The 20,246-nt window shown below is 70.1% G+C and carries 21 protein-coding genes and 1 pseudogene; 11 read left to right on the top strand and 11 right to left on the bottom strand.

The window, feature by feature from the left end:
- Position 1: 1 nt before the first annotated feature.
- Positions 2-484, top strand: coding sequence for a carboxymuconolactone decarboxylase family protein (locus ACWD5F_RS00765; RefSeq protein WP_451249725.1), 483 nt, complete (start codon positions 2-4; stop codon positions 482-484).
- Between the two features lie 82 nt (positions 485-566).
- Here the strand turns inward: ACWD5F_RS00765 and ACWD5F_RS00760 are convergent, their stop codons facing one another.
- A complete protein-coding gene (locus tag ACWD5F_RS00760; protein WP_451249723.1) occupies positions 567-2,207 on the bottom strand; it encodes a GMC oxidoreductase in 1,641 nt (546 codons plus the stop codon).
- 226 nt (positions 2,208-2,433) lie between these two features.
- Between ACWD5F_RS00760 and ACWD5F_RS00755 the strand changes: the two genes are divergently transcribed.
- The 7 genes from ACWD5F_RS00755 to ACWD5F_RS00725 all read left to right on the top strand — a co-directional run bounded on the left by ACWD5F_RS00755 (position 2,434) and on the right by ACWD5F_RS00725 (position 9,150).
- Positions 2,434-2,970 carry a hypothetical protein gene (locus tag ACWD5F_RS00755; RefSeq protein WP_451249721.1) on the top strand — a complete coding sequence of 179 codons (537 nt, stop codon included), beginning with the start codon at positions 2,434-2,436 and terminating at the stop codon, positions 2,968-2,970.
- Between the two features lie 2 nt (positions 2,971-2,972).
- A complete protein-coding gene (locus ACWD5F_RS00750) occupies positions 2,973-4,184 on the top strand; it encodes a sensor histidine kinase (RefSeq protein ID WP_451249719.1) in 1,212 nt (403 codons plus the stop codon).
- Entirely contained in the window at positions 4,181-4,846 is a 666-nt protein-coding gene (locus tag ACWD5F_RS00745; protein ID WP_451249717.1) for a response regulator transcription factor, read from the top strand. The genes ACWD5F_RS00750 and ACWD5F_RS00745 overlap by 4 nt, the downstream gene beginning before the upstream one ends.
- An 86-nt stretch (positions 4,847-4,932) precedes the next feature.
- Entirely contained in the window at positions 4,933-5,829 is an 897-nt protein-coding gene (locus ACWD5F_RS00740) for an arginase family protein (protein ID WP_451249715.1), read from the top strand.
- A 136-nt stretch (positions 5,830-5,965) separates the two neighbouring features.
- Positions 5,966-7,471, top strand: a complete 1,506-nt coding sequence (locus ACWD5F_RS00735) for a hypothetical protein (protein ID WP_451249713.1) — start codon at positions 5,966-5,968, stop codon at positions 7,469-7,471.
- A 290-nt stretch (positions 7,472-7,761) separates the two neighbouring features.
- Positions 7,762-8,454, top strand: coding sequence for a 2-phosphosulfolactate phosphatase (locus tag ACWD5F_RS00730; protein ID WP_451249712.1), 693 nt, complete (start codon positions 7,762-7,764; stop codon positions 8,452-8,454).
- 69 nt (positions 8,455-8,523) lie between these two features.
- Positions 8,524-9,150 carry a GntR family transcriptional regulator gene (locus tag ACWD5F_RS00725; protein WP_451249710.1) on the top strand — a complete coding sequence of 209 codons (627 nt, stop codon included), beginning with the start codon at positions 8,524-8,526 and terminating at the stop codon, positions 9,148-9,150.
- A 38-nt stretch (positions 9,151-9,188) separates the two neighbouring features.
- On the opposite strand, the gene ACWD5F_RS00720 is transcribed toward ACWD5F_RS00725, so the two are convergent.
- From ACWD5F_RS00720 to ACWD5F_RS00710, 3 genes are read right to left on the bottom strand one after another with little or no spacing between them, the layout of a single operon-like run.
- Entirely contained in the window at positions 9,189-9,527 is a 339-nt protein-coding gene (locus ACWD5F_RS00720; protein WP_451249708.1) for a cupin domain-containing protein, read from the bottom strand.
- Complete coding sequence (locus tag ACWD5F_RS00715) at positions 9,524-10,315, bottom strand: carbon-nitrogen hydrolase family protein (RefSeq protein ID WP_451249706.1); 792 nt, start codon at positions 10,313-10,315, stop codon at positions 9,524-9,526. The genes ACWD5F_RS00720 and ACWD5F_RS00715 overlap by 4 nt, the downstream gene beginning before the upstream one ends.
- A 28-nt stretch (positions 10,316-10,343) precedes the next feature.
- A complete protein-coding gene (locus tag ACWD5F_RS00710) occupies positions 10,344-11,708 on the bottom strand; it encodes an MFS transporter (protein ID WP_451249704.1) in 1,365 nt (454 codons plus the stop codon).
- Between the two features lie 136 nt (positions 11,709-11,844).
- On the opposite strand from ACWD5F_RS00710, the gene ACWD5F_RS00705 reads away from it, so the two are divergent.
- Positions 11,845-12,531 carry a DUF2848 domain-containing protein gene (locus tag ACWD5F_RS00705; RefSeq protein ID WP_451249702.1) on the top strand — a complete coding sequence of 229 codons (687 nt, stop codon included), beginning with the start codon at positions 11,845-11,847 and terminating at the stop codon, positions 12,529-12,531.
- Positions 12,532-12,666: 135 nt separating this feature from the next.
- Entirely contained in the window at positions 12,667-13,158 is a 492-nt protein-coding gene (locus ACWD5F_RS00700) for a universal stress protein (RefSeq protein WP_451249700.1), read from the top strand.
- Between the two features lie 72 nt (positions 13,159-13,230).
- Here ACWD5F_RS00700 and ACWD5F_RS00695 read toward each other — a convergent pair.
- Positions 13,231-13,800: pseudogene (locus ACWD5F_RS00695) on the bottom strand (carbohydrate binding domain-containing protein); the annotation flags it as partial.
- Between the two features lie 509 nt (positions 13,801-14,309).
- On the opposite strand from ACWD5F_RS00695, the gene ACWD5F_RS00690 reads away from it, so the two are divergent.
- Positions 14,310-14,771 (top strand): pyridoxamine 5'-phosphate oxidase family protein, encoded by a 462-nt coding sequence (locus ACWD5F_RS00690; protein WP_451249698.1) that lies wholly within the window; start codon positions 14,310-14,312, stop codon positions 14,769-14,771.
- Between the two features lie 51 nt (positions 14,772-14,822).
- Here the strand turns inward: ACWD5F_RS00690 and ACWD5F_RS00685 are convergent, their stop codons facing one another.
- The 6 genes from ACWD5F_RS00685 to ACWD5F_RS00660 form a co-directional block, all read right to left on the bottom strand.
- Positions 14,823-15,866, bottom strand: coding sequence for a LacI family DNA-binding transcriptional regulator (locus ACWD5F_RS00685; RefSeq protein ID WP_451249696.1), 1,044 nt, complete (start codon positions 15,864-15,866; stop codon positions 14,823-14,825).
- Between the two features lie 9 nt (positions 15,867-15,875).
- Positions 15,876-16,571, bottom strand: a complete 696-nt coding sequence (locus ACWD5F_RS00680; RefSeq protein ID WP_451249694.1) for a nucleoside/nucleotide kinase family protein — start codon at positions 16,569-16,571, stop codon at positions 15,876-15,878.
- Positions 16,568-17,455 carry an ATP-binding cassette domain-containing protein gene (locus ACWD5F_RS00675; protein WP_451249692.1) on the bottom strand — a complete coding sequence of 296 codons (888 nt, stop codon included), beginning with the start codon at positions 17,453-17,455 and terminating at the stop codon, positions 16,568-16,570. Before ACWD5F_RS00675 ends, ACWD5F_RS00680 begins: the two co-directional genes overlap by 4 nt.
- Positions 17,452-18,468, bottom strand: coding sequence for an ABC transporter permease (locus ACWD5F_RS00670; protein WP_451249690.1), 1,017 nt, complete (start codon positions 18,466-18,468; stop codon positions 17,452-17,454). The genes ACWD5F_RS00675 and ACWD5F_RS00670 overlap by 4 nt, the downstream gene beginning before the upstream one ends.
- Before the next feature lie 3 nt (positions 18,469-18,471).
- The gene (locus tag ACWD5F_RS00665; protein ID WP_451249688.1) at positions 18,472-19,482 is read right to left on the bottom strand and encodes a substrate-binding domain-containing protein; all 1,011 of its coding nucleotides are present in this window, start codon (positions 19,480-19,482) and stop codon (positions 18,472-18,474) included.
- Positions 19,483-19,746: 264 nt separating this feature from the next.
- Complete coding sequence (locus ACWD5F_RS00660) at positions 19,747-20,211, bottom strand: MarR family winged helix-turn-helix transcriptional regulator (RefSeq protein WP_451249686.1); 465 nt, start codon at positions 20,209-20,211, stop codon at positions 19,747-19,749.
- Positions 20,212-20,246: the final 35 nt, after the last annotated feature.

Below are 20,246 nucleotides of genomic sequence, written 5' to 3'. Positions count from 1 at the left end.
CATGCGGATCGACATCCCTGAGGGCGCCGAGCCCATCCCGTACGTCTGGGGCGACATGGTGCCCAAGATCGGTCACGCGGCCAGCGTCTACTCGATGTCCGTCTACGAGTACTCGACCCTCGGACTGCGCGAGTTCGAGGCCGCCCGGCTGCGCATCGCGCAGATCAACGGCTGCCTGTTCTGCCTGGACTGGCGTACCGAACGCGAGGGCGAGGAGAAGGTCGACGCGGGGTTCCTGGACGCGGTGGCGCAGTGGCGCACGACGGACGCCTTCGACGAACGGACCCGGCTCGCCGCCGAGTACGCGGAGCGCTACGCGGTCGACCACCTCAACCTCGACGACGAGTTCTGGGACCGGATGAAGGCGCACTACACCCAGGCGGAGATCGTGGAGTTGAGCATGAGCATCGGCTCATGGCTGGCGTTCGGCCGTCTCAATCATGTGCTGGGGCTCGACAGCGTGTGTGTCCTGAAGCCGTCGTAGAGTTCCCGACTCGGCAACTCGGGCTGTGGGCCGGGGCGTTGGCCACGGCCCACAGGTGTCCGGTCGGAGATTCACCGTTCGGTCAGAGGTCCTCGGCGATGACCTTCTCGATGTTGCGTTCCGCGAGCGCGGTGATGGTGACGAACGGGTTGACGCTGACGTTGCCGGGAATCAGCGCACCGTCCACCACGTACAGGCCCGAATAGCCGCGCAGACGGCCGTAGTTGTCGGTGGCCTTGTTGAGGACGGCGCCACCGAGCGGGTGGTACGTGAGGTGGTCGCCCCAGATCTTGTACACGCCGAAGAGGTCGGTGCGGTAGATGGTCCCCTCGGTGGCGTTGATCTTGTCGAAGATCGATTTCGCCATGGTGATCGCCGGCTGCTTCCACGCGGTCTGCCAGTCCAGATCCACCTTCCCGGTCGCCGCGTTCCAGGTGAACTTGGCGCGGTTCGGATTGTTCGTGATCGACAGGTAGAACGACGCCCAGGTCTCGATGCCGGTCGGCAGCGGCGCTATCTCGGCGAACGCGCCGCCCGCAACCCAGTTGTCGATGCCCGCGGTCGGGATCGACGACTGGAGCGCCCCGGTCGGGTCCCACAGGTGGTTGGCCCGGCCGCACATGACGTTGCCGTTGTCGCCCCAGCCGGTGCCGATCTCGCTGTTGAGGGCGGGGAGCGCGCCGGTCGCCTTCAGGCGGACCAGCAGCTTGCTCGTGCCGACGCTGCCCGCGGCGAAGAACACCCGTTGCGCCGTCACTGTCTTGGTGGTGGTGACACCTCCGACCGTGTCGAGCTGTTCGATGGTCACGGTGTAGCCGCCGGTGGTGGGCGTCACCGTGGTGACCCGGTGCAGCGGTGAGATGGTGACCCGGCCGGTCGCGCGGGCCTGCGCGAGGTAGGTCTTCTGCAGGGACTTCTTGCCGTAGTTGTTGCCGTACAGGATCTCGGCGGCCAGCGCCGACTTGGGCACCGTCCCCGCCGCCTCCTGCTTCATGTAGTCCCAGTCGTAGACGTTCGGGACGAACGTGAAGCGGAAACCGGACCGCTGGGCCTGCTTGCGGCCCACGCGTGAGAACTGGTACGCGTCCGCCGTCTCGAACCAGGCCGGGTCGATCAGGTTGACGCCGAGGTTGCTGTTGGCCCGCGGGTAGTACACGTCGTACATCTCGTCGGCGTCGACCGACGGAAGGACCGCCGGGAAGCGGCTCCTCTCGGGCGTCACCGCCATGCCACCGTTGACGAGGGAGCCGCCGCCGACACCGCGGCCCTGGTACACGGTGATGCCGCCCATCTCCTCGGCGTCCAGGACGCCCGTGTACTTCGGTACGTCCTTGTCGAGCGGGAAGCCGAGGAAGTTGCTCAGGGGCTGCTTGGTCCGGGTGCGGAGCCAGTACGACCGGTAGTCGGGGGACGTGGTGTTGGCGAAGACCTTGCCGTCGGTTCCCGGGGTGTCCCAGGCCATGCCCATCTCGACCATGTGCACGTCCACGCCGGCCTGGGCGAGCCGGAGCGCGGTGACGGACCCGCCGTATCCCGTGCCGATCACGAGGGCGGCCACCCGTGCGCCGGGCTCGATCACAGCCGACGTCTGAGGGGCTGCGGCGGCGCCGGGAAGGTCAAATGCACCCAGCGCCGCAGCGCCAAAAATAGAACCTGTTCCACCAATGAGCCGACGCCGGGAAATACCTCTTCCTTGCAGGTTGTCGCGTGATCTGGAGTCCATGTAGATCCCTTTCCTCTCACACAAAGGAAACTGGTTCTACTAATATTTGGTAAACAAGTCACGAGAAACCTATCGGTAACTTACGTGTCATTTCCGAGTTACTCGCATCAGGAATTGACCGACAACACACCGCTCTCAGGAGACGTGGTGGTGGATCTCCGTCTCCACCCTCACTTCCACCCATGGGTCCAGGTGCGAGAGGGCCGGCGACAGCACGCTTGAGGGCATGACAACGACCGACTGGATCACCGACATCGCCCTCCTCCTCGTCGTCTTCCGCCAGCTGCGGGAAGGCCGCCTGGACCACAAGACGTATCTGATCCCCCTGGGGATCGTGGCTTTCGTGGCCTCCCACTACCTGCACTCCGTGCCCACCGCGGGCAACGACCTCGAACTGATCGGCACGCTGGTCGCCGTCGGCGCGGTGCTCGGCATCGCCGGCGGTGTATACACCCGGATCCGCACCACGGGCGGACACCTGTTCATCAAGGCGGGCACGGTCTCGGCGGTTCTGTGGGTGCTGGGCATGGGCGCCCGCATGGGATTCCAGCTGTGGACCGATCACGGAGGCGCCGACGACGTGGCCCGGTTCAGCATCACGCACCACATCACCACCGACCAGGCATGGGTCGCCGCGTTCGTGCTGATGGCGCTCACCGAGGTGGTCACACGCCTGGCCACGATCTTCGTCCGGAGCCGCCTGGTCGAGCGCGAGGTTCCCTCCGGCACACGCCCCGCGTCGGTCCTCGACCGCACCGCCTGACCGTGGGTTATGGTCGCGCCGTGTCCGCACCCGAGAGTGCCCCCGCCCCCGGGCCGACTTCCGACAGGGAGCCCGGCCCGCGGGTCGTGCCCCGCCAGGACTTCGGCCTGCACGGGGCCATCACCCTGGCCGTCGTCGCCGTCTCGATCGCGACCGTGAGGCCGGTCGGCTTCAGCGGCCGCGGCCTTGCGGTCGCCCTTCTTCTCGCGGTCAACTGCGTCGCCATGACGGTCCGGCACCTGTCCGACGCCAGGCTCCCGCCGCGCGTCGCCCTCGTCTGGCTGACCGTCGGCGTCGTTGCGGCCGCCGCCCTGGTCGGGGTGAGCCGCACCGGCTCCGGCTACCTGTTCGCGTACTTCCTCGTCGGTCACATCGGCTACCGCCTGCCGCTCCGGCAGGCTCTCTCGCTGGCGGCCCTGTCCAGTGCGCTGTGCGGCGCGGTCCTGTACTTCCGCCTCGGTCCGGGGCACGAGTCGCTCGCCTGGACGCTCGGTGTCGCCACCGGTCTGCCGGTGGTGATCGGGATTCTCAGCCGCAGCAGGCAACGAGCCGTGGAGGCCATGATCGAGTCCGCCGAGTCCGCCGAGCGAGCCGCCCGCGCCGAGGCCCGAACCGCCGTGCTCACCGAGCGCAGCCGCATCGCCCGGGACGTCCACGACGTGCTGGCGCACTCACTGGCCGGCATCAACATGCAACTGGAGCTGGCGGACGCCCTGATCGACACCGGCGACCTGGAGAAGGTCCGCGAGGCCAACGGCAAGGCGCACAGCATGGTCCGGGAGAGCCTGAAGCAGGCCCAGTGGACCGTGCACGCGCTGCGCGAGGACTCGCTGCCCCTGCTGGAGAGCCTGACGGCGATGATCGAGTCCTCCGGCCACCGCGACGTCCTCACCGTCACCGGAACCGTCCGCGAGCTGCCCGCACCGGTCACCCAGAACCTGCTGCGGATCGCCCAGGAGGCACTGACCAACGCGGCCCGGCACGCCCCGGGCGCGACCGTGGGGGTGGAGCTGACCTTCGCCGCCGCGTCGAGCACACTGGTGATCCACAACGGACCCGCGACCCGCGACGTGACCGCGGGCGTCGGCAGCGGAATGGGACTGATCGGCATGCGTGAACGCGTCGCCCTGCTGGGCGGCACCATCACCGCGGGCCCGGTCGTCGAAGGACCGGAACAGGGCGGCTGGCAAGTGGAGGCAGTGATCCCGGGATGAGCGAACCGACCGAGAACCCGAAGCGGTTGAAGGTGATCGTCGCCGACGACCAGGCCGCCGTCCGCGAGCCCTTGGCCGCGGTGCTGGGCATGTCCGAGGACATCGAGGTCGTCGCGGCAGCGGCGGACGGTACCGAGGTGCTCACCGCCGTGGCCGGCACGCCGGTGGACGTCGTGCTGATGGACCTGCGGATGCCCGTGCTGGACGGCATCGAGACGACCCGCCGCCTGAGCGAGGAGCATCCGCAGATCGCGGTCGTGGTCCTGACGACGTTCGCCGACGACGACTCGATCCTGGCCGCCCTCGGCGCCGGAGCCCGCGGCTATCTGACGAAGAACGCCGGCCGCCAGGACATCATCCGCGCGATCAGGGCCGCCGCCGCGGGCCAGTCCGTACTCGACCGCGAGGTCCAGGACCGCCTCCTGGCCACCGTCCGCACCCGCCCACCGGCCCCCGAGCAGTCCTTGCCCGGTGACCTCACGCCCCGCGAGCGCGAGGTCCTCGGCCTCATCGGCCAGGGCCTGCCGAACCGGGCCATTGCCGAGAAGCTCTTCATCAGCGAGGCCACGGTCAAGACCCACATCAACAACCTGTTCGCCAAGGCCGACATCCGGGACCGGGCCGACGCGGTCCGCCGGGCCATCGCGGCGGGTCTGACCTGATCGGCCAGGTGTGCCGGGCGCTCCTGCGGTCCGCCCGGACGGAAAGCGTTGTGGTCCCAGGTCCGCTGCCCGGCCAGAATGACGGAATGCCACGTCTCGTTGTCATCGACGCCCCGTCCAATCTCGGCCTGCGCCCACCCACCGAGGGCAGCGTGCCGGGCTGCTACAAGCTGGCGGGCGCCCTGCGCGAGCAGCGCCTGGTGCAGCGGCTGGGGGCGTACGAGGGCGGAGTCGTCGTTCCGCCCCGCTACGACCGCGGTGACTGGAGCGAGGGCGACGGCGTGTTCAACGCCGAGGCGATCGCCACGTACACCCGCAAGCTCGCCGACCGCATCGAACAGCACGTCAGGGCAGGGGACTTCCCGATCGTCCTGGGCGGGGACTGCTCGATCCAGCTCGGCGCCTCGCTCGCCCTGCGCCGCATCGGCCGCTACGGACTCGCGGTCATCGACGGATCCGCGGACTTCCGCCACCCCGGGAACTCCGACCGCGTCGGTGCCGCGGGCGGCGAGGAGTTGGCCCTGGCGACCGGCCGCGGCCAGCGCGACCTCACGGACCTCGAAGGGCTCCAGCCGTATCTGAAGGATGAGGACGTACGGGTCTTCGGGATCCGGGACTACGACGACGAGCGCGCCGAACTCACCGAGCTGAAGATCATGAACGCGACCGTCGGGGAGCTCCGCGAATGGGGTGCCGAGGAGTTGGCGCGCGCGGTCGTCCAGACCCTTGAAGTGCCCGTGACCGAGGGGTTCTGGGTGCATCTCGACGCGGACGTCCTGGACCCGTCGGTCATGCCCGCCGTCGACAGCCCCGACCCCGGCGGACTCCTGCCCGACGAACTCGCCCCGCTGCTGCGGACCTTGGTGCGTTCGGAGCGGTGCGTCGGCTTCAACCTCACCATCTACGATCCCGATCTCGACCCCGACGGCTCCTGTGCGGCCCTCCTCGCCGACCTCCTGGAGACGGCGTTCACCGGCCCCTGACGACGATCCAGAGGCGCCAACTCGCGCAACCCTCAAGCCCGTTCGGGGGTCCAACGGTCGACGGCGGGGAACGGGCCCTCGGCGCCGGTTCCACCTTCCTTCATGCCCGGGCAGGACACGACCCGGGAGTCTCCGCATGCGCAGTCACCGATCCCGCACCAGACATCGGACGAGCCGGGTGCCGGGCACCGTCGCCGCGACGGTACTGCTGGCCGCCGCAGGCGCGATCACGGCACCGGTGTCGCCCGCCGCCGCGGCCGCCCCCGCGCCGATCACCCACGACGACTTCAACAACGACGGCTACCGCGACCTCGTGGCCTCGGCACCCGGAGGCACGGTCAGCGGCAAGAAGAACGCCGGCTACGTCGCCGTCCTCTACGGCTCGGCGAGCGGGCTGTCGACCCACCGCAAGGCGACGTTCAGCATGAGCACCCCCGGTGTCGAGGGCCTCGCGGAGAGCGGTGACCGTTTCGGACAGGCCACCGCCACCGCCGACGTCGACCGCGACGGCTTCGACGATCTGATCGTGGGCACACCTGGCAAGGACATCGGCTCGGCCGTCGACGCGGGCTCGGCCACCGTGCTGTTCGGCTCCGCCACGGGGCTGCGGGCCGCCGGCAGCAAGTGGCTGAAGGAGATCACCCCGGTCGCCGGCAGCCGCTTCGGGTCGGGCCTGGCGGCCGGCTGGTTCAAGGTCGACGACTCGTCGGTGGCGATCCTCTCGAAGGACATCCTGTGGTCCTTCGGCTTCGAAGTCACCCCGCGCGGCCGGGTGATGGACACCGACCGGAGCCCGCTGTCGATGTTCGTACCCGCGGGCTTCCGCCCCACCGCCCTGACCATGGGCGACTACAACAAGGACCGGGCCGACGACCTGGTGATCCTCGGCAGCGGAACCTACGACACGGCGGGCGTGTACGGCCGGGCCGTGTACGTGTCCGGTAGCCGTGGCGGATGGGCCGCCCATTACGAACTGGGCGGCGGTGGCGAGGTCGGTGCCTCGGGTGACGTCAACAAGGACGGCTATGCCGACGTCGTCATCGGCGCGCCCGACGAGCGCGACTCCCTGGGCCGTCTGAACACCGCCGGCGTGGTCTACGTCCACTTCGGCGGCCCGAACGGTCCGGGCAGCGCGACGGGCGGCTACAACCGCCAGGTCTGGACGCAGAACTCCCGGGGCGTTCCGGGCGTGAACAGGCCGGGCGACCGTTTCGGCGGCGCCCTCGCCGTGCGGGACGTCGACGGCGACGGCTACGACGAGGTGGCCATCGGGGCGCCCGGCAACGACATGGGCAGCGCCGTCGACGCGGGCACCGTCTGGCTGATGCGTGGTTCCGCGACCGGGCTGACCACGAAGGGCGTCCGGCTGCTGAGCCAGAGCCCGCGTTCGGTCGCGAGCGTCCCCGAGAAGGGCGACCAGTTCGGCGGCGCGTTGCGGCTCATCGACGACAACCGCGACAAGAGGGCCGGCCTGGTGGTCGGCGTCCCCGGGGAGGACGGGAACAACGGCGGCGCCTGGGTCTTCCCGGCCACCACCCAGGGTCTCTCCCTCGACCGCTCATGGTCCTTCAACGGCGCCACCCTGCACGCCCCCAACCCCGACGCCCGCTTCGGCGAGACGCTCGCACCGCACGGCCGTTGACCGGATCCACGCTGTGCTGAAAGGCCCCGGCGCCGGGGAATGTATGACCGGGCCGTGCGGTTGGAAGGAACGTGGGAATGAAGGGGACAGTGTCCCCGGGCCTCACATATAGCCTGCGGGGACGATCGTCCGGCTGAAGCCCCGCAGAGCACATCGCCGCGTAGGCGACCGCCCTTCATTCCCGCAACGCGCAGACGTGGCCCCGGGTGCTTCGATCGCCCCGGGGCCGCGGTATGCCGGCCGCCGGAAATCACGTGCTTCGCATGATCCGGAGGCGTGAGAATGGCGTGATGGACCATCAATTCGTCGGCATCCCGGAGTTGACCGGCGTTCCCCGTGTCGCGGTCGTCATCGACGTCATGCGCGCCTTCACCGTGGCCGCCTGGGCCTTCTCCCGCGGCGCCGAGAGGATCGTTCTGGCGTCGACGGAAAGCGAGGCGGTCGCCTTGAAGGAGAGCAACCCGGGCTGGCTGGCTCTGAAGGACGGACCCCCGGCACCGGGCTTCGACGCGGTGAACTCACCCGGCCTGCTCAGGTCACGCGATTTCGCCGGTCGCACGCTGGTGCAGAAGACGACTGCGGGAACCGTGGGCGCGCTGGCCGTCGCGAACGCCCCGCTGGTCCTGTGCGCGAGTTTCGTGGTCGCCGGCCCGACCGCGCGGTTCCTGCGGGCGGAGGATGCCGGACCGGTGACGTTCGTGGTCACCGGCGAGGGAGGCCGGGCCGACGAGGACCTCGCCTGCGCCGAATACATCAGCTGCCGCATGACCGAGGACGAGGTCGAGGCGGCCCCCTACCTGCGTCGCGCGAGGACGTCCCGTGCCGCGGCGGATCTCACCGCCGGTCTGCGGAGCGGAAGCCACCCGGACGATGTCGATCTCTGTCTGGAGGTCGACAGATTCACCTTCGCGATGGTGGCTCGCCAGGAGGAGTCCCTGACGGTCCTCCGCCCCGTCGAAGTACCTGCCACCTCGGCCGCCTGAGACGCTGTGCTGCGGGAACGCGCGTGGTAGCGTCGGTATACACATTGTATGCGATGTCTGGGGGTTGCCGTGGCGTCCGGTCGGGAGAAGGCCTACGCGTATCTCAAGGACACGGTGTTGACGGACCCCGAGATGCAGGGGGCCTTCCTGTCGGAGCAGGATCTGGCCGATCGTATCGGTGTCTCCCGCACCCCCATCCGTGAGGCGCTGCTGCTGCTCGCCGCGGAGGACCTGGTCGAGCTCGTGCCCAAGCGCGGAGCCCGGGTCGCACCCCTGACGGGGCGTGAGGTGCGGGAGCTGATGGAGCTGCGGGGTGTCGTCGAGCGGTACGCCGCCGAGCGGCTCGTCGCGGCCGAGCGGGTACCCCTGGAGGAACTCCGCGCCCTGCTGGAACGGCAGCGCGAACTCACCGGCGCCGAGGAGACCCGGGAGTTCATCGCCGTCGACCACCGCTTCCACGCGTCCCTGGTGTCGGCCGTCGGCAACACCCTTCTGGACCGGCACTACGACGGTCTGCGCAGCCGTCAGGTCCGCGCAGGAGTGGTCGCCGTCTTCAACCAGCAGGGACGGCAGAAAGCGGTCCTCGACGAGCACGAGGCCATCGTCGACGCCCTCGCCGCCGGCGACGCGCGCGCCGCGTGCGCCGCCATCGACCACCACCTGGAGTCGACGCTCAAGGTGCTCCTCGACGGCTGAGACCCCACCGCCGAGGGACGCTCCCGTGTCCGTCGCGGTCAGGGATAGGTGATCACGAGCATCGTCACGCCCTCCGACGTGTTCCACGGCCCGTGCGGCATGCCCGGCGGGCGGCAGGCGTACATCCCTCCCCTGAAGGTGCGATCCAGCCTCTGGTCGTACAGATCTCCCTCCACCAGATACACCTCCTCCCATACGTCGTGCCGGGCCACGCCGGCAGCCGAGGTGTCCGTGCCCGGTGCCCAGCGGACGAGCGCGGTACGCCGGCCGCTGTCGGGATCCTCGGCCAGTACGCACTCCTCGATGCCCGGCCCGGCACCCGCCGGGGCGCGCCAAGGTCCCCTCGGCCTGAAGAACTCCAGCTCGGGCCCGCTCATCGCCACACCTCCGGCCGCCGGTTCGCCAGTACGGACGTCTTCTCGCGGACCGCGCCGACCTCGTCGACGTCCAGGTCCGTCACCAGCAGTTCGGGCTCGGGGCCGAGGGAAGCCCGTACGGTCCCGTCGGGGCCGACCACCAGGCTGTGCCCGATGCCGGTCGGCGCGGGGCTCGGAGGGGCGCCGGGATCGGCCTGGCCGACGGCGGCGACCCAGACGGTGGCGTCCAGCGCGCGGGCCCGCACCAGCAGCTCCCACTGGTCGACCTTGCCGGGGCCGGCGCCCCAGGAGGCCGCAAGCAGGGTGCCCACCGCCCCGGCGTCGGCGTGTGCCCGGAACAGCTCGGGGAACCGGACGTCGTAGCAGGTGGCCAGGCCCAGCCGGACTCCGTCCACATCGATCACGGCAGGGCGGGAGCCCGGGGCGACGGTCTCGGACTCGCGGAAACCGAAGGCGTCGTAGAGATGGATCTTGTCGTACGACTCCTCGATGCCGTCTCCGGTGGCCAGCAGGGTGTTGGTCACCCGGCCCTCGTCGGCCGGGGTGAACATGCCGGCCACGACGACCGTGCCGGTCGTCCGGGCGATCTCGCGGATCCCGTCGGCCCACGGGCCGTCGAGGGGCTCGGCGAGCGGGGTCAGCGGTGTGCCGAAGCAGGCCATCGACGCTTCCGGGAAGACGACGACGCGGGCTCCGGCGTCCGCGGCGCGACGCGTCCACTCCTCGACGAGCCGCAGGTTCTTCTCGGGATCGGGACCGGTGGTGAGCTGGCTGAGGGCGATCCGCATGGAGTGGTCTCTCCTTGTCTGAGGCGTGTCAGCGGGACAGGGGGAGGTCCGCCGCGGCCGGGGTCTTCGGCGCGGCGAGCCGGGCGTCCTCGTCGACGGCGGCCTCGGGGTTGCGGCCCAGGAGGACGCCGACCAACGAGATCGCGGAGGCGAGGGCGATGTAGAGGGCCAGCGGTACCCAACTGTCGTACGCGCTCAGGAGCGTGGTGAACAGCAGTGGGGCGATGGCGCCGCCGACGATCCCGGCCAGGGTGTACGCCAGCGAGGAGCCGGTGTAGCGCAGCCGGGGCGAGAACTGCTCGGCGATGAAGGCGGCCTGGGGTCCGTAGAGACAGCAGTGGATCACGAGGGCCACGAGGACGCCGGCGGCGAGCGGCAGCCAGGAGCCGCCCGAGGCCATCGGGAAGAACACGAACGGCCACACCGCGGCGGCCACCGCGGAGACGCCGTACAACAGGCGGCGGTTGATCCGGTCGGAGAGCGCACCGGCCAGTGGCATCAGGAAGACCTGGACCGAGGATCCGATGAGGACGGCCGCGAGGGCGGAGCCGCGCGACATGTCGAGTTCCTGGGTGGCGTACGTGAGCACGAAGACAGTGAACATCGCGTACAGCACGTCGGGGCCGACCCGGCACAGGATCGCGGCGGTCAGGGCGCGGGGCTGGGTGGTGAAGACCTCACGGATGGGCGTCTGCGGCCGGGACTGCTCGGCCTCCATCGCCTTGAAGACCGGGGTCTCCTCCAGCTTGGCCCGGATCCACAGGCCGAAGCCGACCAGTACGCCGGACAGCAGGAACGCCACACGCCAGCCCCACGACTCGAACTGCGCCTCGGTCAGCAGCGCGCCCAGGGCGGCGAGCACACCGTTGGCGAGCAGGTTGCCCGCGGGCGGCCCGACCTGTGCGGCGGAGGCGTAGAAGCCCCGGCGGCGGGAGTCGCCGAACTCGCTGGACAGCAGTACGGCGCCGCCCCACTCGCCGCCGACGCCGACGCCCTGGGCGAAGCGCAGGACGACCAGGGCGATCGGGGCCGCGACGCCGATCGTGCCGTAGGCGGGCAGCAGGCCGATCAGGAAGGTGGCCACGCCGATCAGGACGAGGGTGGCGATCAGCACCTTCTTGCGGCCGATCACATCGCCGAGGCGGCCGAAGACGAATCCGCCGAGGGGGCGGGAGAGGTAGCCGACCGCGTAGGTGGAGAACGCCAGGAGCGTGCCGGTGAGCGGGTCCTCCGACGGGAAGAACAGATCACCGAAGACCAGCGCGGCCGCGGCGGAGTAGACGGCGAAGTCGTACCACTCCAGGGCCGTGCCGGTGAGGCTCGCGACGAAGGCGCGGCGGACGCCGGAGCGCTTCTCCGCGGCCCCGGCGTCGCTCTTCGGGGTGTCGTGCATGGGGCCCATCCTTGCTCGGGGACATCGACCTTCCGGCATACTTCTTGTATACAGGTCGTATGCGCAAGCCCTGCGCCGGAAGTTAACCGCGGAGAAATCACGATCCGCGGACCCGTATGTCCCTGGGAGGACCCTCATGGCCGTGCTGACCTTCGAACTGCCCGACGGATCGACGCGCGAGGTCGATGTCGTCCAGGTCCTCAACGCCGGGTACGCCGGACGCAGCCAGGACGACGTCGCCGCGCACGTCAAGGAGCTCGCCGAGCTGGGCGTGCCGGGCCCGTCCGTGACCCCGGCGCTCTACCCCGTCTCCCCGTACCTCGCCCAGCAGACCGAGCGCGTCGCCGTCCAGCACGGCCGCACCTCCGGCGAGGCGGAGTGGGCGCTGGTCGTCGCGGAGGGCGGCGAACTCCTCCTGACCGCCGCCTGCGACCACACCGACCGCGACCTGGAGGTGCACGGGGTGGCGTGGAGCAAGAACGCCGGACCCGACGTCCTCGCCCGCCGCGCCTGGCGTCTGGCCGACGTGGAGTCCCGTATCGACGAACTCACCCTGCGCGCTTGGGTCAGTCACGCAGGCGCCGAGACCGAGATCCAGACCGGCACGCTCGCCGAACTGCTCGCCCCCGCCTACTGGGTCGACGTCCTGCGCTCCCGCGGTGACCTGACTCCCGGCACGGTCCTGATCTCCGGCACCATCCCCATGGCTCCCGGCGTCGACCAGTTCGCCGACGGCTGGCGCGTCGAACTGGCCGACCCGTCGGGCGGAAACACCATCAGCCTCGCCTACGACGTCCGGCCGATGCCGGAGCCGATCGGCTGACGCGCTCGGAGGCGCTCAGCGCGGTTGTGGTCCTGAGCCGCGACGAGCCCCGATCGGTGGTTGCCTTGTGGGGTGTGTGCCGCATCTGATCGGATGCTTGCCCGGACCGGAGTGACAAGCCGGAGGTTGACCCGTATGACCGTCGTCGTCTGGATCGTCGAGGGCACCTGGCCCGCGAGCGTGGACGCCGCCCGCGCCCACGCGCCCGAGGGATCCGAGATCGTCCTCCTGCATGTCACCGGGCACGAGGTCCCGGGCGTCGCACACGGAGCGTTCGCCGGCCTGCTGGGCCGCGGCCACCCCGAACGCGACCCGGGCACCCGGGTGGAGGAACTCGCCGGCGTCTACGCCACCCGGCTGCTCGAAGAGGCCGCGGAGCGCCTCGGCCGCCCCAGCACGCGCGTCGAGCGCTCCGGTCATATCGAGCGCGAGGTCGTCGCGGCGGCCGAGGGCGCCGAGTTGCTGGTCCTCGCCCGCGACGGCGACCGCAGCCGGCTCGGCCCCAAGAGCCTGGGCCCGCACAGCCGGTTCGTCGTCGACCACGCACCCTGCCCGGTGCTCCTGGTCTGGCCGGAGACCGCACCCGAAGTGTCCAGCATCCCGGCGCCGCCCCCGCATCACGGGTAGCCCGCGTCAACGGGCCTTTGGCTTGGGCTCGCGGGGTTGGGGCGCGCCGCCGGCCCCGGACGCGGGTCGTCGAGGCTCCCTGGGCGCCATTGTCGCCGCTGGGCCCTTCGAGGGTGAAAGGGTGAAGTCGTCGGCGTAGTAGGTGCCTTGTGCGTACCAGCCGTGGACGTAGATCGTCACGTTGGTCTGGGAAGCGCCCGTGGTGAAGGCGACGGTCAGTCGGCTGTATCGGGAGGGCGAAGTCGTCCAGGTGGAGGGGCCGTTGCCCACGCCGATGTAGACGTTGGAGCCGCGGACCCAGCCGCTGAGCGCGTACGTGGCGCTCGGCTGGACCGCGACCGTCTGTTCGCACTGCGCGGTGTCACGTGAACTGACCCTCCCCTGAAGGGACTTGGAGCCCGTGTGGACGGGCGAGGAGACGATCGAGCCCGGGTTGCCGGTGCAGTTCCACGGAGACAGGCTGCCCGACTCGAAGCCGGCGTTGGTCAGGGCCTCGACGGCTCCGACCGCGCCCGGGGCGGCCGACGTCGGGGCGGCGGACGGGCTCGCCGGGGGTGCGGTCGAGGTGGCGGAGGTAGGGCCGGGGATGAGGAGGGAGCAGCCGAAGCCGCCGACCGCCGCCGCGACGACCGCGATCACCATGGCCGCCCGGCGCTGTCCGGGCCCCAGGCGCGGGCGGCCCACGGGACGCGGCGATCGGAAGTCGCCGTCGGATACGGGCAGTTGCTCCGTCCTGTTGCCGGGGACGGGCGGGAGTTCCTGCGTCTCGTCGCCGGTCCCGGCGTGGGGGAGGGGCGCGGTCGTGGTCGCGTGGCCGCGGTAGTCCTTGTCCTGGCGTATGTCTTCGAGGAGTTGGGCCAGCGCGTCGGTGCGGCGCGGGCGCAGCACGCGGATGGGCTCCAGCGCGGGGCGGTCGTTCGGTGAGGGGGACGCGGGCGGTGTGGGCACGGTGCTCTCCTTCCGTCCCGTGGCAGAGATCGGGATGTCCCTGTGGAGTTGAGTACGCAACGCCCGCTGTGGAGGTTCAGTCGGGCGACCCCGGGCGAGCCGCGCGGGAGGCCCCTGGAGCAAGGGACACCCGGAGGTCGGTCGTTGGGAGTAGGTCCTGCGCCTCAGGCGGGCTCGCGGCCGCGTGGTCAGGGTCGGTCCCCATGGAGACCACAGGAATGGTTCGCCGGCAGACGGCCGAGCGCGTGCGCGATGTTCTGGAGCGGCTCGTTGCCGAGCGGGACGAGTGGGTGTCGACGGCTCACCCCGAGCACGGGCCGCACCAGGTACCGCTGTGGTTCCTGTGGGACGGGCGGGCGGTGTGGATGTGCACCGGCGCCACGTCCGTGACGGTCCGGAACGTGCGCGCGGAGCCGCGCGTACGCCTGGCGCTGCCGGACTCCTTCGACGTGGTGCTCCTCCAGGGCGAGGCGGAGTGCCTCCCGGACCAGGAGGTGCCCGAAGGTGCGGCGGAGGCGTTCGCCGACAAGTTCGAATGGGATCCGCGCGGGGAAGAGGGTTCCTTCGTGTACGTACGAGTCGTCCCGGGGACCGTGCGCGCTTGGCGCGGTGAGCCGAAACTGCGCGGACGAGTCGTCATGCGGGACGGGACCTGGTTGGAGTAGGGGCCGCCGCTCGCCGACACGTCTGCCCCGGGTCGCTCTCCGCCCGGAGGATCAGATGTCGTCATCCACCGGGGAAGGCGGGCATCCGCAGGATTCCCGGTGCACGAAGGCGGGGTCGATGGTGACCTTGCGGGGTGGGAGCGTGGGGGAGGTGATGCGGGTCAGGGCCATGGAGACGGCCTGTTCCCCGATGGACAGGGCGGGTTGGGCCATGGCGGTCAGCCGGGGGTGGAAGAGGTCGGCCCATTCGAAGTCGTCGAACGACACGAGAGCCATGTCCTTCGGCACGGTCAGACCGGCGTCGCGCAGCGCGCGCATGGCACCGATCGTCATGCGGTTGTTTCCCACGACCAGTGCCGTGGGCGGCTGCGAGAGCGAGAGGAGTTTTTCGATGGCCGCCTCCGCCCCTTCTTCGCTGGAGTCGCCGCCGGCCTCGTAGCGCGGGTCGGCCTCGATGCCGTTGCGGCGCAGGCCGAGCCGATAGCCGTCGCGACGCTCCAGGGTGGTGGTGAGACCCTCGCGTCCGGTGAGCATGGCGATACGGGTGTGTCCGACGGACGCCAGATGGTCCACGAGGAGCGCGGTGGGTTCGGCGTTGTCGACGGCCACTTGGTCGACGGCGGCGGGCACGAACCGGTCGATGGCGATCACCGGGACGTCGACCTTGGCGGCGTACCGAATGGCCTGGGCGCCGTCGCCCGAGGCGGCCAGGATGATCGCGCTGACCCGGCGGCGCAGTAGCTCGCTGACCGCCTTGATCTCCGTATCGGCCTCGTCGTGGGTGTCGGCGAGGAGCACCGAGTAGCCGGCGGCCGACGCGTGCCGGTCGATGCCGTGGACGACGTTGCTGAAGTAGGGGTTGGACAGGGCGGACATGGCCAGGCCTATGGTCCCGTAGCCCGTGCTGTCCAGGGCGCGGGCCACGGGGTCGGGGACGTAGCCGGTCTCGGCGACGGCGTCCAGAACGGTGCGGACCGTCGCCGGGGCCACCGGCCTGGTCTTGTTGAGCACGTGCGACACCGTCGACACGGATACGCCGGCCCGACGGGCCACATCGGACATGGTGGGTGTCTGTCGGGGTGCTCTGCCTGCCATGTCCGGATCTTATCCAAGCTCGCCGAGCACGAGATCGGCCCGCGGAAGGGTGCCGCGGATGAGGGAACTGGTCTCCTCGTCGACGCCAAGAGCCTTTGCACGTGCGGTCTCCGGGGTGAAGCCGTAGCTGACGTAGCGGCGGATGAGGCGCTCTCGCCGGGGCTCCTGGCGGGCGTCCAGGAACCAGGTCTCGTCCAGCAGACTCTTGGCCCGCTGCCACGGGTTGTCCGTGGCGAGCAGGAAGTTCCCGTCGACGACGACCAGCCGGTGGTGTGCCGCGACCTCGGTCGCCCCCGAGACCGCGTCCTCCAGTTCGCGGTCGAATTCCGGCCACCACACGGAGTTCGCGGTCTCCTCGCGCGTACGGCGGAGGAAGGCGAGGAAACCGTCGGCGTCGAAGGTGTCGATGGTGCCCTTCCTGGCCGTCTGCCCCCGGGCCCGGATGACCTTGTGGGCGAGATGGAATCCGTCCATGGACACCGCCACCGCCAGCCCCGGCCGTGCCGTCTCCAGCCGGGCCAGCAGTTGTTCGGCGAACGTGGACTTGCCTGCGCCGGGTTCTCCGACGATGCCGAGCAGTGCGCGGCCGTTCCGGGCCAGGTGCACGGCCCGCTCCGTGAGGACGTCCAGGGAGGGATTCCCGTAGAGCGGGGTGCCGCTCGGGTCGGTCCCGCCGTCGGTGCGACCGCTGCCGGTGATCGTCATTCGGGGGACTCCGACGGATGGTGGGAGGGGGGCTTCTCGTCGGGCATGTGCTGCGTGGTGCTCTCCAGGAGTGTGCCGTCGGCTCCCATCTGGAGGGCGCCGGTCATCAGGCCCACCACTTCGGTCATGGTGCACGTCCTGGGTGAGACCACGGCGACGCGCCTGCCCAGGCGGTGCACATGGATGCGGTCGGCGATCTCGAAGACCTGCGGCATGTCGTGGCTGATGAGGACGACGGGGACGCCCCGGTCGCGGATCCGCGCGATGAGGTCCAGGACCTGACGGGACTCCCGCACGCCGAGGGCCGCGGTCGGTTCGTCCATGATGATGAGCCGGGTGCCGAACATCGCCGCCCGGGCCACCGCGACCGCCTGGCGCTGCCCTCCGGAGAGGGTGCCCACCAACTGGGTGATGTCCTGGATGGTGGCGATGCCGAGCCGGTCGAGCTGCTCGGCGGCCTGGTTGCGCATCTTCTTGTGGTCGAGCATGCGCAGCCCCGAGCCGAGAAAGCCCTCCCGACGCAGGGGACGACCGAGGAACAGGTTCGTGGCGATGTCCATCTGCGGGGCGACGGCGAGCGTCTGGTAGACGGTCTCGATACCTGCCGCGCGTGCGTCGCGCGGCCCGTGGAAGTGGACCGGCCGGCCGTCCAGCTCGATGCTTCCGGCATCCGGGACGAGGGCCCCGGTGAGGGCCTTGATCAGACTCGACTTACCCGCTCCGTTGTCCCCGACGACGGCGAGGACCTCACCGGCGCGGATCTCGAAGTCGGACTCGCCGATGGCCACGACGTTGCCGTAGCGCTTGACCAGTCCGCTCGCGCTCATCACCACCTCGGAGGTGTGCGGCGCGGGCGCCTGGGCGGAGGCACGGGGCTGGTTCATGCTGCCCTCCTGCGGACGACACGGTCGACCGCGACGGCGACGATGACGAGGATGCCGGTGGCGACCTGCTGGTACAGGCTGTCAATGCCGGCCTGGGTCAGCCCGTTGGTCAGGACGGTGACGACCAGGGCGCCCAGTACGGTGCCGGGGATGCCGCCGCGCCCGCCGAAGAGACTCGTGCCGCCGATCACCACGGCGGTGATGCTGTCCAGGTTGCCGGTCTGGAAGGCGTTCGGGTCGGCGTTGGGGATGCGGCCCAGTGCCTGCCAGGCGGCGACGGCATAGACGAACCCGGCCAGCACGTACACGCTCAGCAGGGTGCGCCGGGTGTTGATGCCGGTCAGCCTGGCCGCTTCCTCGTCGTCGCCGACGGCGTAGACGTTGCGGCCCCAGGAGGTCTGGGTGAGCAGGAACCACAGGCCGACGATCAGGACGATGGCCACGCCCATGCCGTAGGTGACCTCTATCCGGCCGAACAGATACGAACGCTTGCCGAGGAAGGTCAGCACACCCGAGGTGACGCCGAAGCTCTCGCCGTTGGCGAACAACTGGCCGGTCGCGGTCAGCACGCTGAGGACGCCGAGGGTGACGATGAAGGGAGGCAGCCGCAGCCGGGTCACCAGCGTGCCGGACACGGCACCGATGGCCGTGCACAACAGGACGCCGACAAGAAGGGCCAGGCCTCCGGGGAGGGCGTGCTGGCCGAGCTTGGCGATGACGAGGGTGCCGAGGACCATGATGGCCGCGTTGGCCAGGTCGATGCCGGCCGTCAGGATGATGAGGGTCTGACCGAGGGCGAGCGTGCCGACGACCAGGAACTGCTCGACGATCAGCGACCCGTTGTCGAGATTGAAGAACGTGTCGGTGGTCAGCGCGAACACGATCACGGCGATGACCAGGGCGGCCAGCGGGCCCGCCGCCGCGTTGCCGATGAGCCGCGCGAGAAGGGACTTGGCCGTGGGCCGGGCGGTGCCCGTCCCGGGCGTCGTGGGGGAGGGGTGCGTGGTGGTCACGGATCAGCCCCAGCAGTTCTTCAGACCCCAGGCGGTGTCCTTGGAGTCCAGTCCGGCCACGGGCTTGTCGGTGATCAGCTGGGACCCGGTGTCGATGAACCCCGAGGGCTTCTTGTCGTTCTTGGCGTAGTCCACGACGGCGTCGACGCCGTCCTGCGCCATCTTCTTGGGGAACTGCATGACGGTGGCCGCGAACTTGCCGCTCTTGACGTTGGCCACACCCGTGCACGAGCCGTCGATCGACCCGATGACGACCCCCGTCCTGCCACTCAGCGCCTGAGCCGCGCCGGCGGCCGCGGGCTCGTTGATCGTGTAGACGGCGTTGATCCCGTGGTCGCGCTGGTACAGGTTCTCCATCGCGGTCTGCGCCTTGGTCTGGTCGCCGTTGGTGACAGCGGTTCCCTTGATCTCCGAGGACCCGCCAGTGATCCCGAAGCCCTCCAGGAAGCCCTTGTGCCGCAGGTCGTCCACGGTGGAGCCGGGCGTGCCGTCGAGCAGGACGACGGCGGGCTTCTTGCTCCCCAGAGCGGCCTTGACGTACTTGCCCTGCTTGACGCCCGCGGCCTGGTTGTCCGTGGCGAAGGTGGCGTCCACGGCGCTCGCCGGGTCGGTCGCGGTGTCCAGCGCGATGACGAGGATGCCCTTGTCCCGGGCGGCCTTGATGGCGCCGAGTACGCCGGTGGAGTTGCTCGGCGTGATGAGGATGCCCTTGACGCCCTGGGTGACCAGGTTGTTGATGGCGTCGACCTGGCCCTGGTTGTCACCGTCGAACTTGCCCGCGAGGGCGATGAGCTTGGCACCCTTCGCGTTCGCCTCGGCCTGTGCCGACTCGCGCAGTTTGACGAAGTAGGGGTTGCTGTTGGTCTTGGTCACCAGCCCGATGGAGACCTTGCCACCGGAGTCCGCGCTGCTGTCGGACCCCCCGCTCTTGGTCGACGTGCAGCCGGCGACCAGCAGGGCCGCTCCTGTCATGGCGATGACCGGCACCTTGGAGGGGAAACGCAGATGTCCCATGATCTGCTCCTTTCAGCCGTGCAGGTCTCCATCGACCTGTGGGCTGTCGCACAACCTAGCTGGCCGAAACACGTCTGCATAGGCATTGCGCAAAGCTTTGCGGCTGGCTTTATGCGACTTTTCGTGGATGTTGTCCGGATTCTTTGATCACAAGCTAGCCCCGACAGGGGCCGGCCGCACGGCAGCCGGAACCGGCGCAGGACAGGCCGACATGCGAGCTGGGCCGGCCGATATGAAACGCGAGCAGGCGGGCGGGGCGCCCGCTCAGTGATCGATGCAGCGGTCGTCCCGTGGCGGCGCCGAGCTGCCGACGGCTCGTACGAGCAGGTCGTGCAGCATCGCGCGCTCCTCGCCGCTGAGGCTCTTGAGCATCTCGTCCTCGATCCGGTCGAGGAGCGTGTAGGCGGAGTCGAGTTCGCCCTCGCCGGCCTCGGAGAGCTCGACGATGTGGCGGCGGCGGTCTGCCGGGTCCCGGCGGCGGATCGTCAGCCCGCGGTCCTCGAGTTCGTTGAGAAGTCCGACGACGTTGCTGGGATCCAGGCTGAGCAGCTCTCCCAGGGCCTGCTGGCTCACGGGTCCCTGTTCGCTGAGCAGTTTGAGGGCGACGAGGTGCCGAGTCCGCAGGCCCCCCGGCTCCGTCACGGCCGCGGCGGCACGGCGTCCCGCGCGCGCCAGGTACTCCATCAGCGGCAGGGAGTGGCGGTCGGTTCTCGCGCTGTTGCTGGCCATGCACAGAGCATACGTGCAGGTAGATAGTTTGTGAC

This window comes from Streptomyces sp. NPDC002499 (assembly GCF_053595415.1).
The sequence above is the reverse complement of the archived record's forward strand: the minus strand, read 5'-3'. Positions and strand labels throughout refer to the sequence as shown.

Coding starts and splice junctions, on each gene's coding strand:
- ACWD5F_RS00765 (WP_451249725.1), top strand. CDS start 2: ATGCGGATCGACATCCCTGAGGGCGCCGAGCCCATCCCGTACGTCTGG.
- ACWD5F_RS00760 (WP_451249723.1), bottom strand. CDS start 2,207: ATGGACTCCAGATCACGCGACAACCTGCAAGGAAGAGGTATTTCCCGG.
- ACWD5F_RS00755 (WP_451249721.1), top strand. CDS start 2,434: ATGACAACGACCGACTGGATCACCGACATCGCCCTCCTCCTCGTCGTC.
- ACWD5F_RS00745 (WP_451249717.1), top strand. CDS start 4,181: ATGAGCGAACCGACCGAGAACCCGAAGCGGTTGAAGGTGATCGTCGCC.
- ACWD5F_RS00740 (WP_451249715.1), top strand. CDS start 4,933: ATGCCACGTCTCGTTGTCATCGACGCCCCGTCCAATCTCGGCCTGCGC.
- ACWD5F_RS00735 (WP_451249713.1), top strand. CDS start 5,966: ATGCGCAGTCACCGATCCCGCACCAGACATCGGACGAGCCGGGTGCCG.
- ACWD5F_RS00730 (WP_451249712.1), top strand. CDS start 7,762: ATGGACCATCAATTCGTCGGCATCCCGGAGTTGACCGGCGTTCCCCGT.
- ACWD5F_RS00720 (WP_451249708.1), bottom strand. CDS start 9,527: ATGAGCGGGCCCGAGCTGGAGTTCTTCAGGCCGAGGGGACCTTGGCGC.
- ACWD5F_RS00715 (WP_451249706.1), bottom strand. CDS start 10,315: ATGCGGATCGCCCTCAGCCAGCTCACCACCGGTCCCGATCCCGAGAAG.
- ACWD5F_RS00710 (WP_451249704.1), bottom strand. CDS start 11,708: ATGCACGACACCCCGAAGAGCGACGCCGGGGCCGCGGAGAAGCGCTCC.
- ACWD5F_RS00705 (WP_451249702.1), top strand. CDS start 11,845: ATGGCCGTGCTGACCTTCGAACTGCCCGACGGATCGACGCGCGAGGTC.
- ACWD5F_RS00700 (WP_451249700.1), top strand. CDS start 12,667: ATGACCGTCGTCGTCTGGATCGTCGAGGGCACCTGGCCCGCGAGCGTG.
- ACWD5F_RS00690 (WP_451249698.1), top strand. CDS start 14,310: ATGGAGACCACAGGAATGGTTCGCCGGCAGACGGCCGAGCGCGTGCGC.
- ACWD5F_RS00685 (WP_451249696.1), bottom strand. CDS start 15,866: ATGGCAGGCAGAGCACCCCGACAGACACCCACCATGTCCGATGTGGCC.
- ACWD5F_RS00680 (WP_451249694.1), bottom strand. CDS start 16,571: ATGACGATCACCGGCAGCGGTCGCACCGACGGCGGGACCGACCCGAGC.
- ACWD5F_RS00675 (WP_451249692.1), bottom strand. CDS start 17,455: ATGAACCAGCCCCGTGCCTCCGCCCAGGCGCCCGCGCCGCACACCTCC.
- ACWD5F_RS00665 (WP_451249688.1), bottom strand. CDS start 19,482: ATGGGACATCTGCGTTTCCCCTCCAAGGTGCCGGTCATCGCCATGACA.
- ACWD5F_RS00660 (WP_451249686.1), bottom strand. CDS start 20,211: ATGGCCAGCAACAGCGCGAGAACCGACCGCCACTCCCTGCCGCTGATG.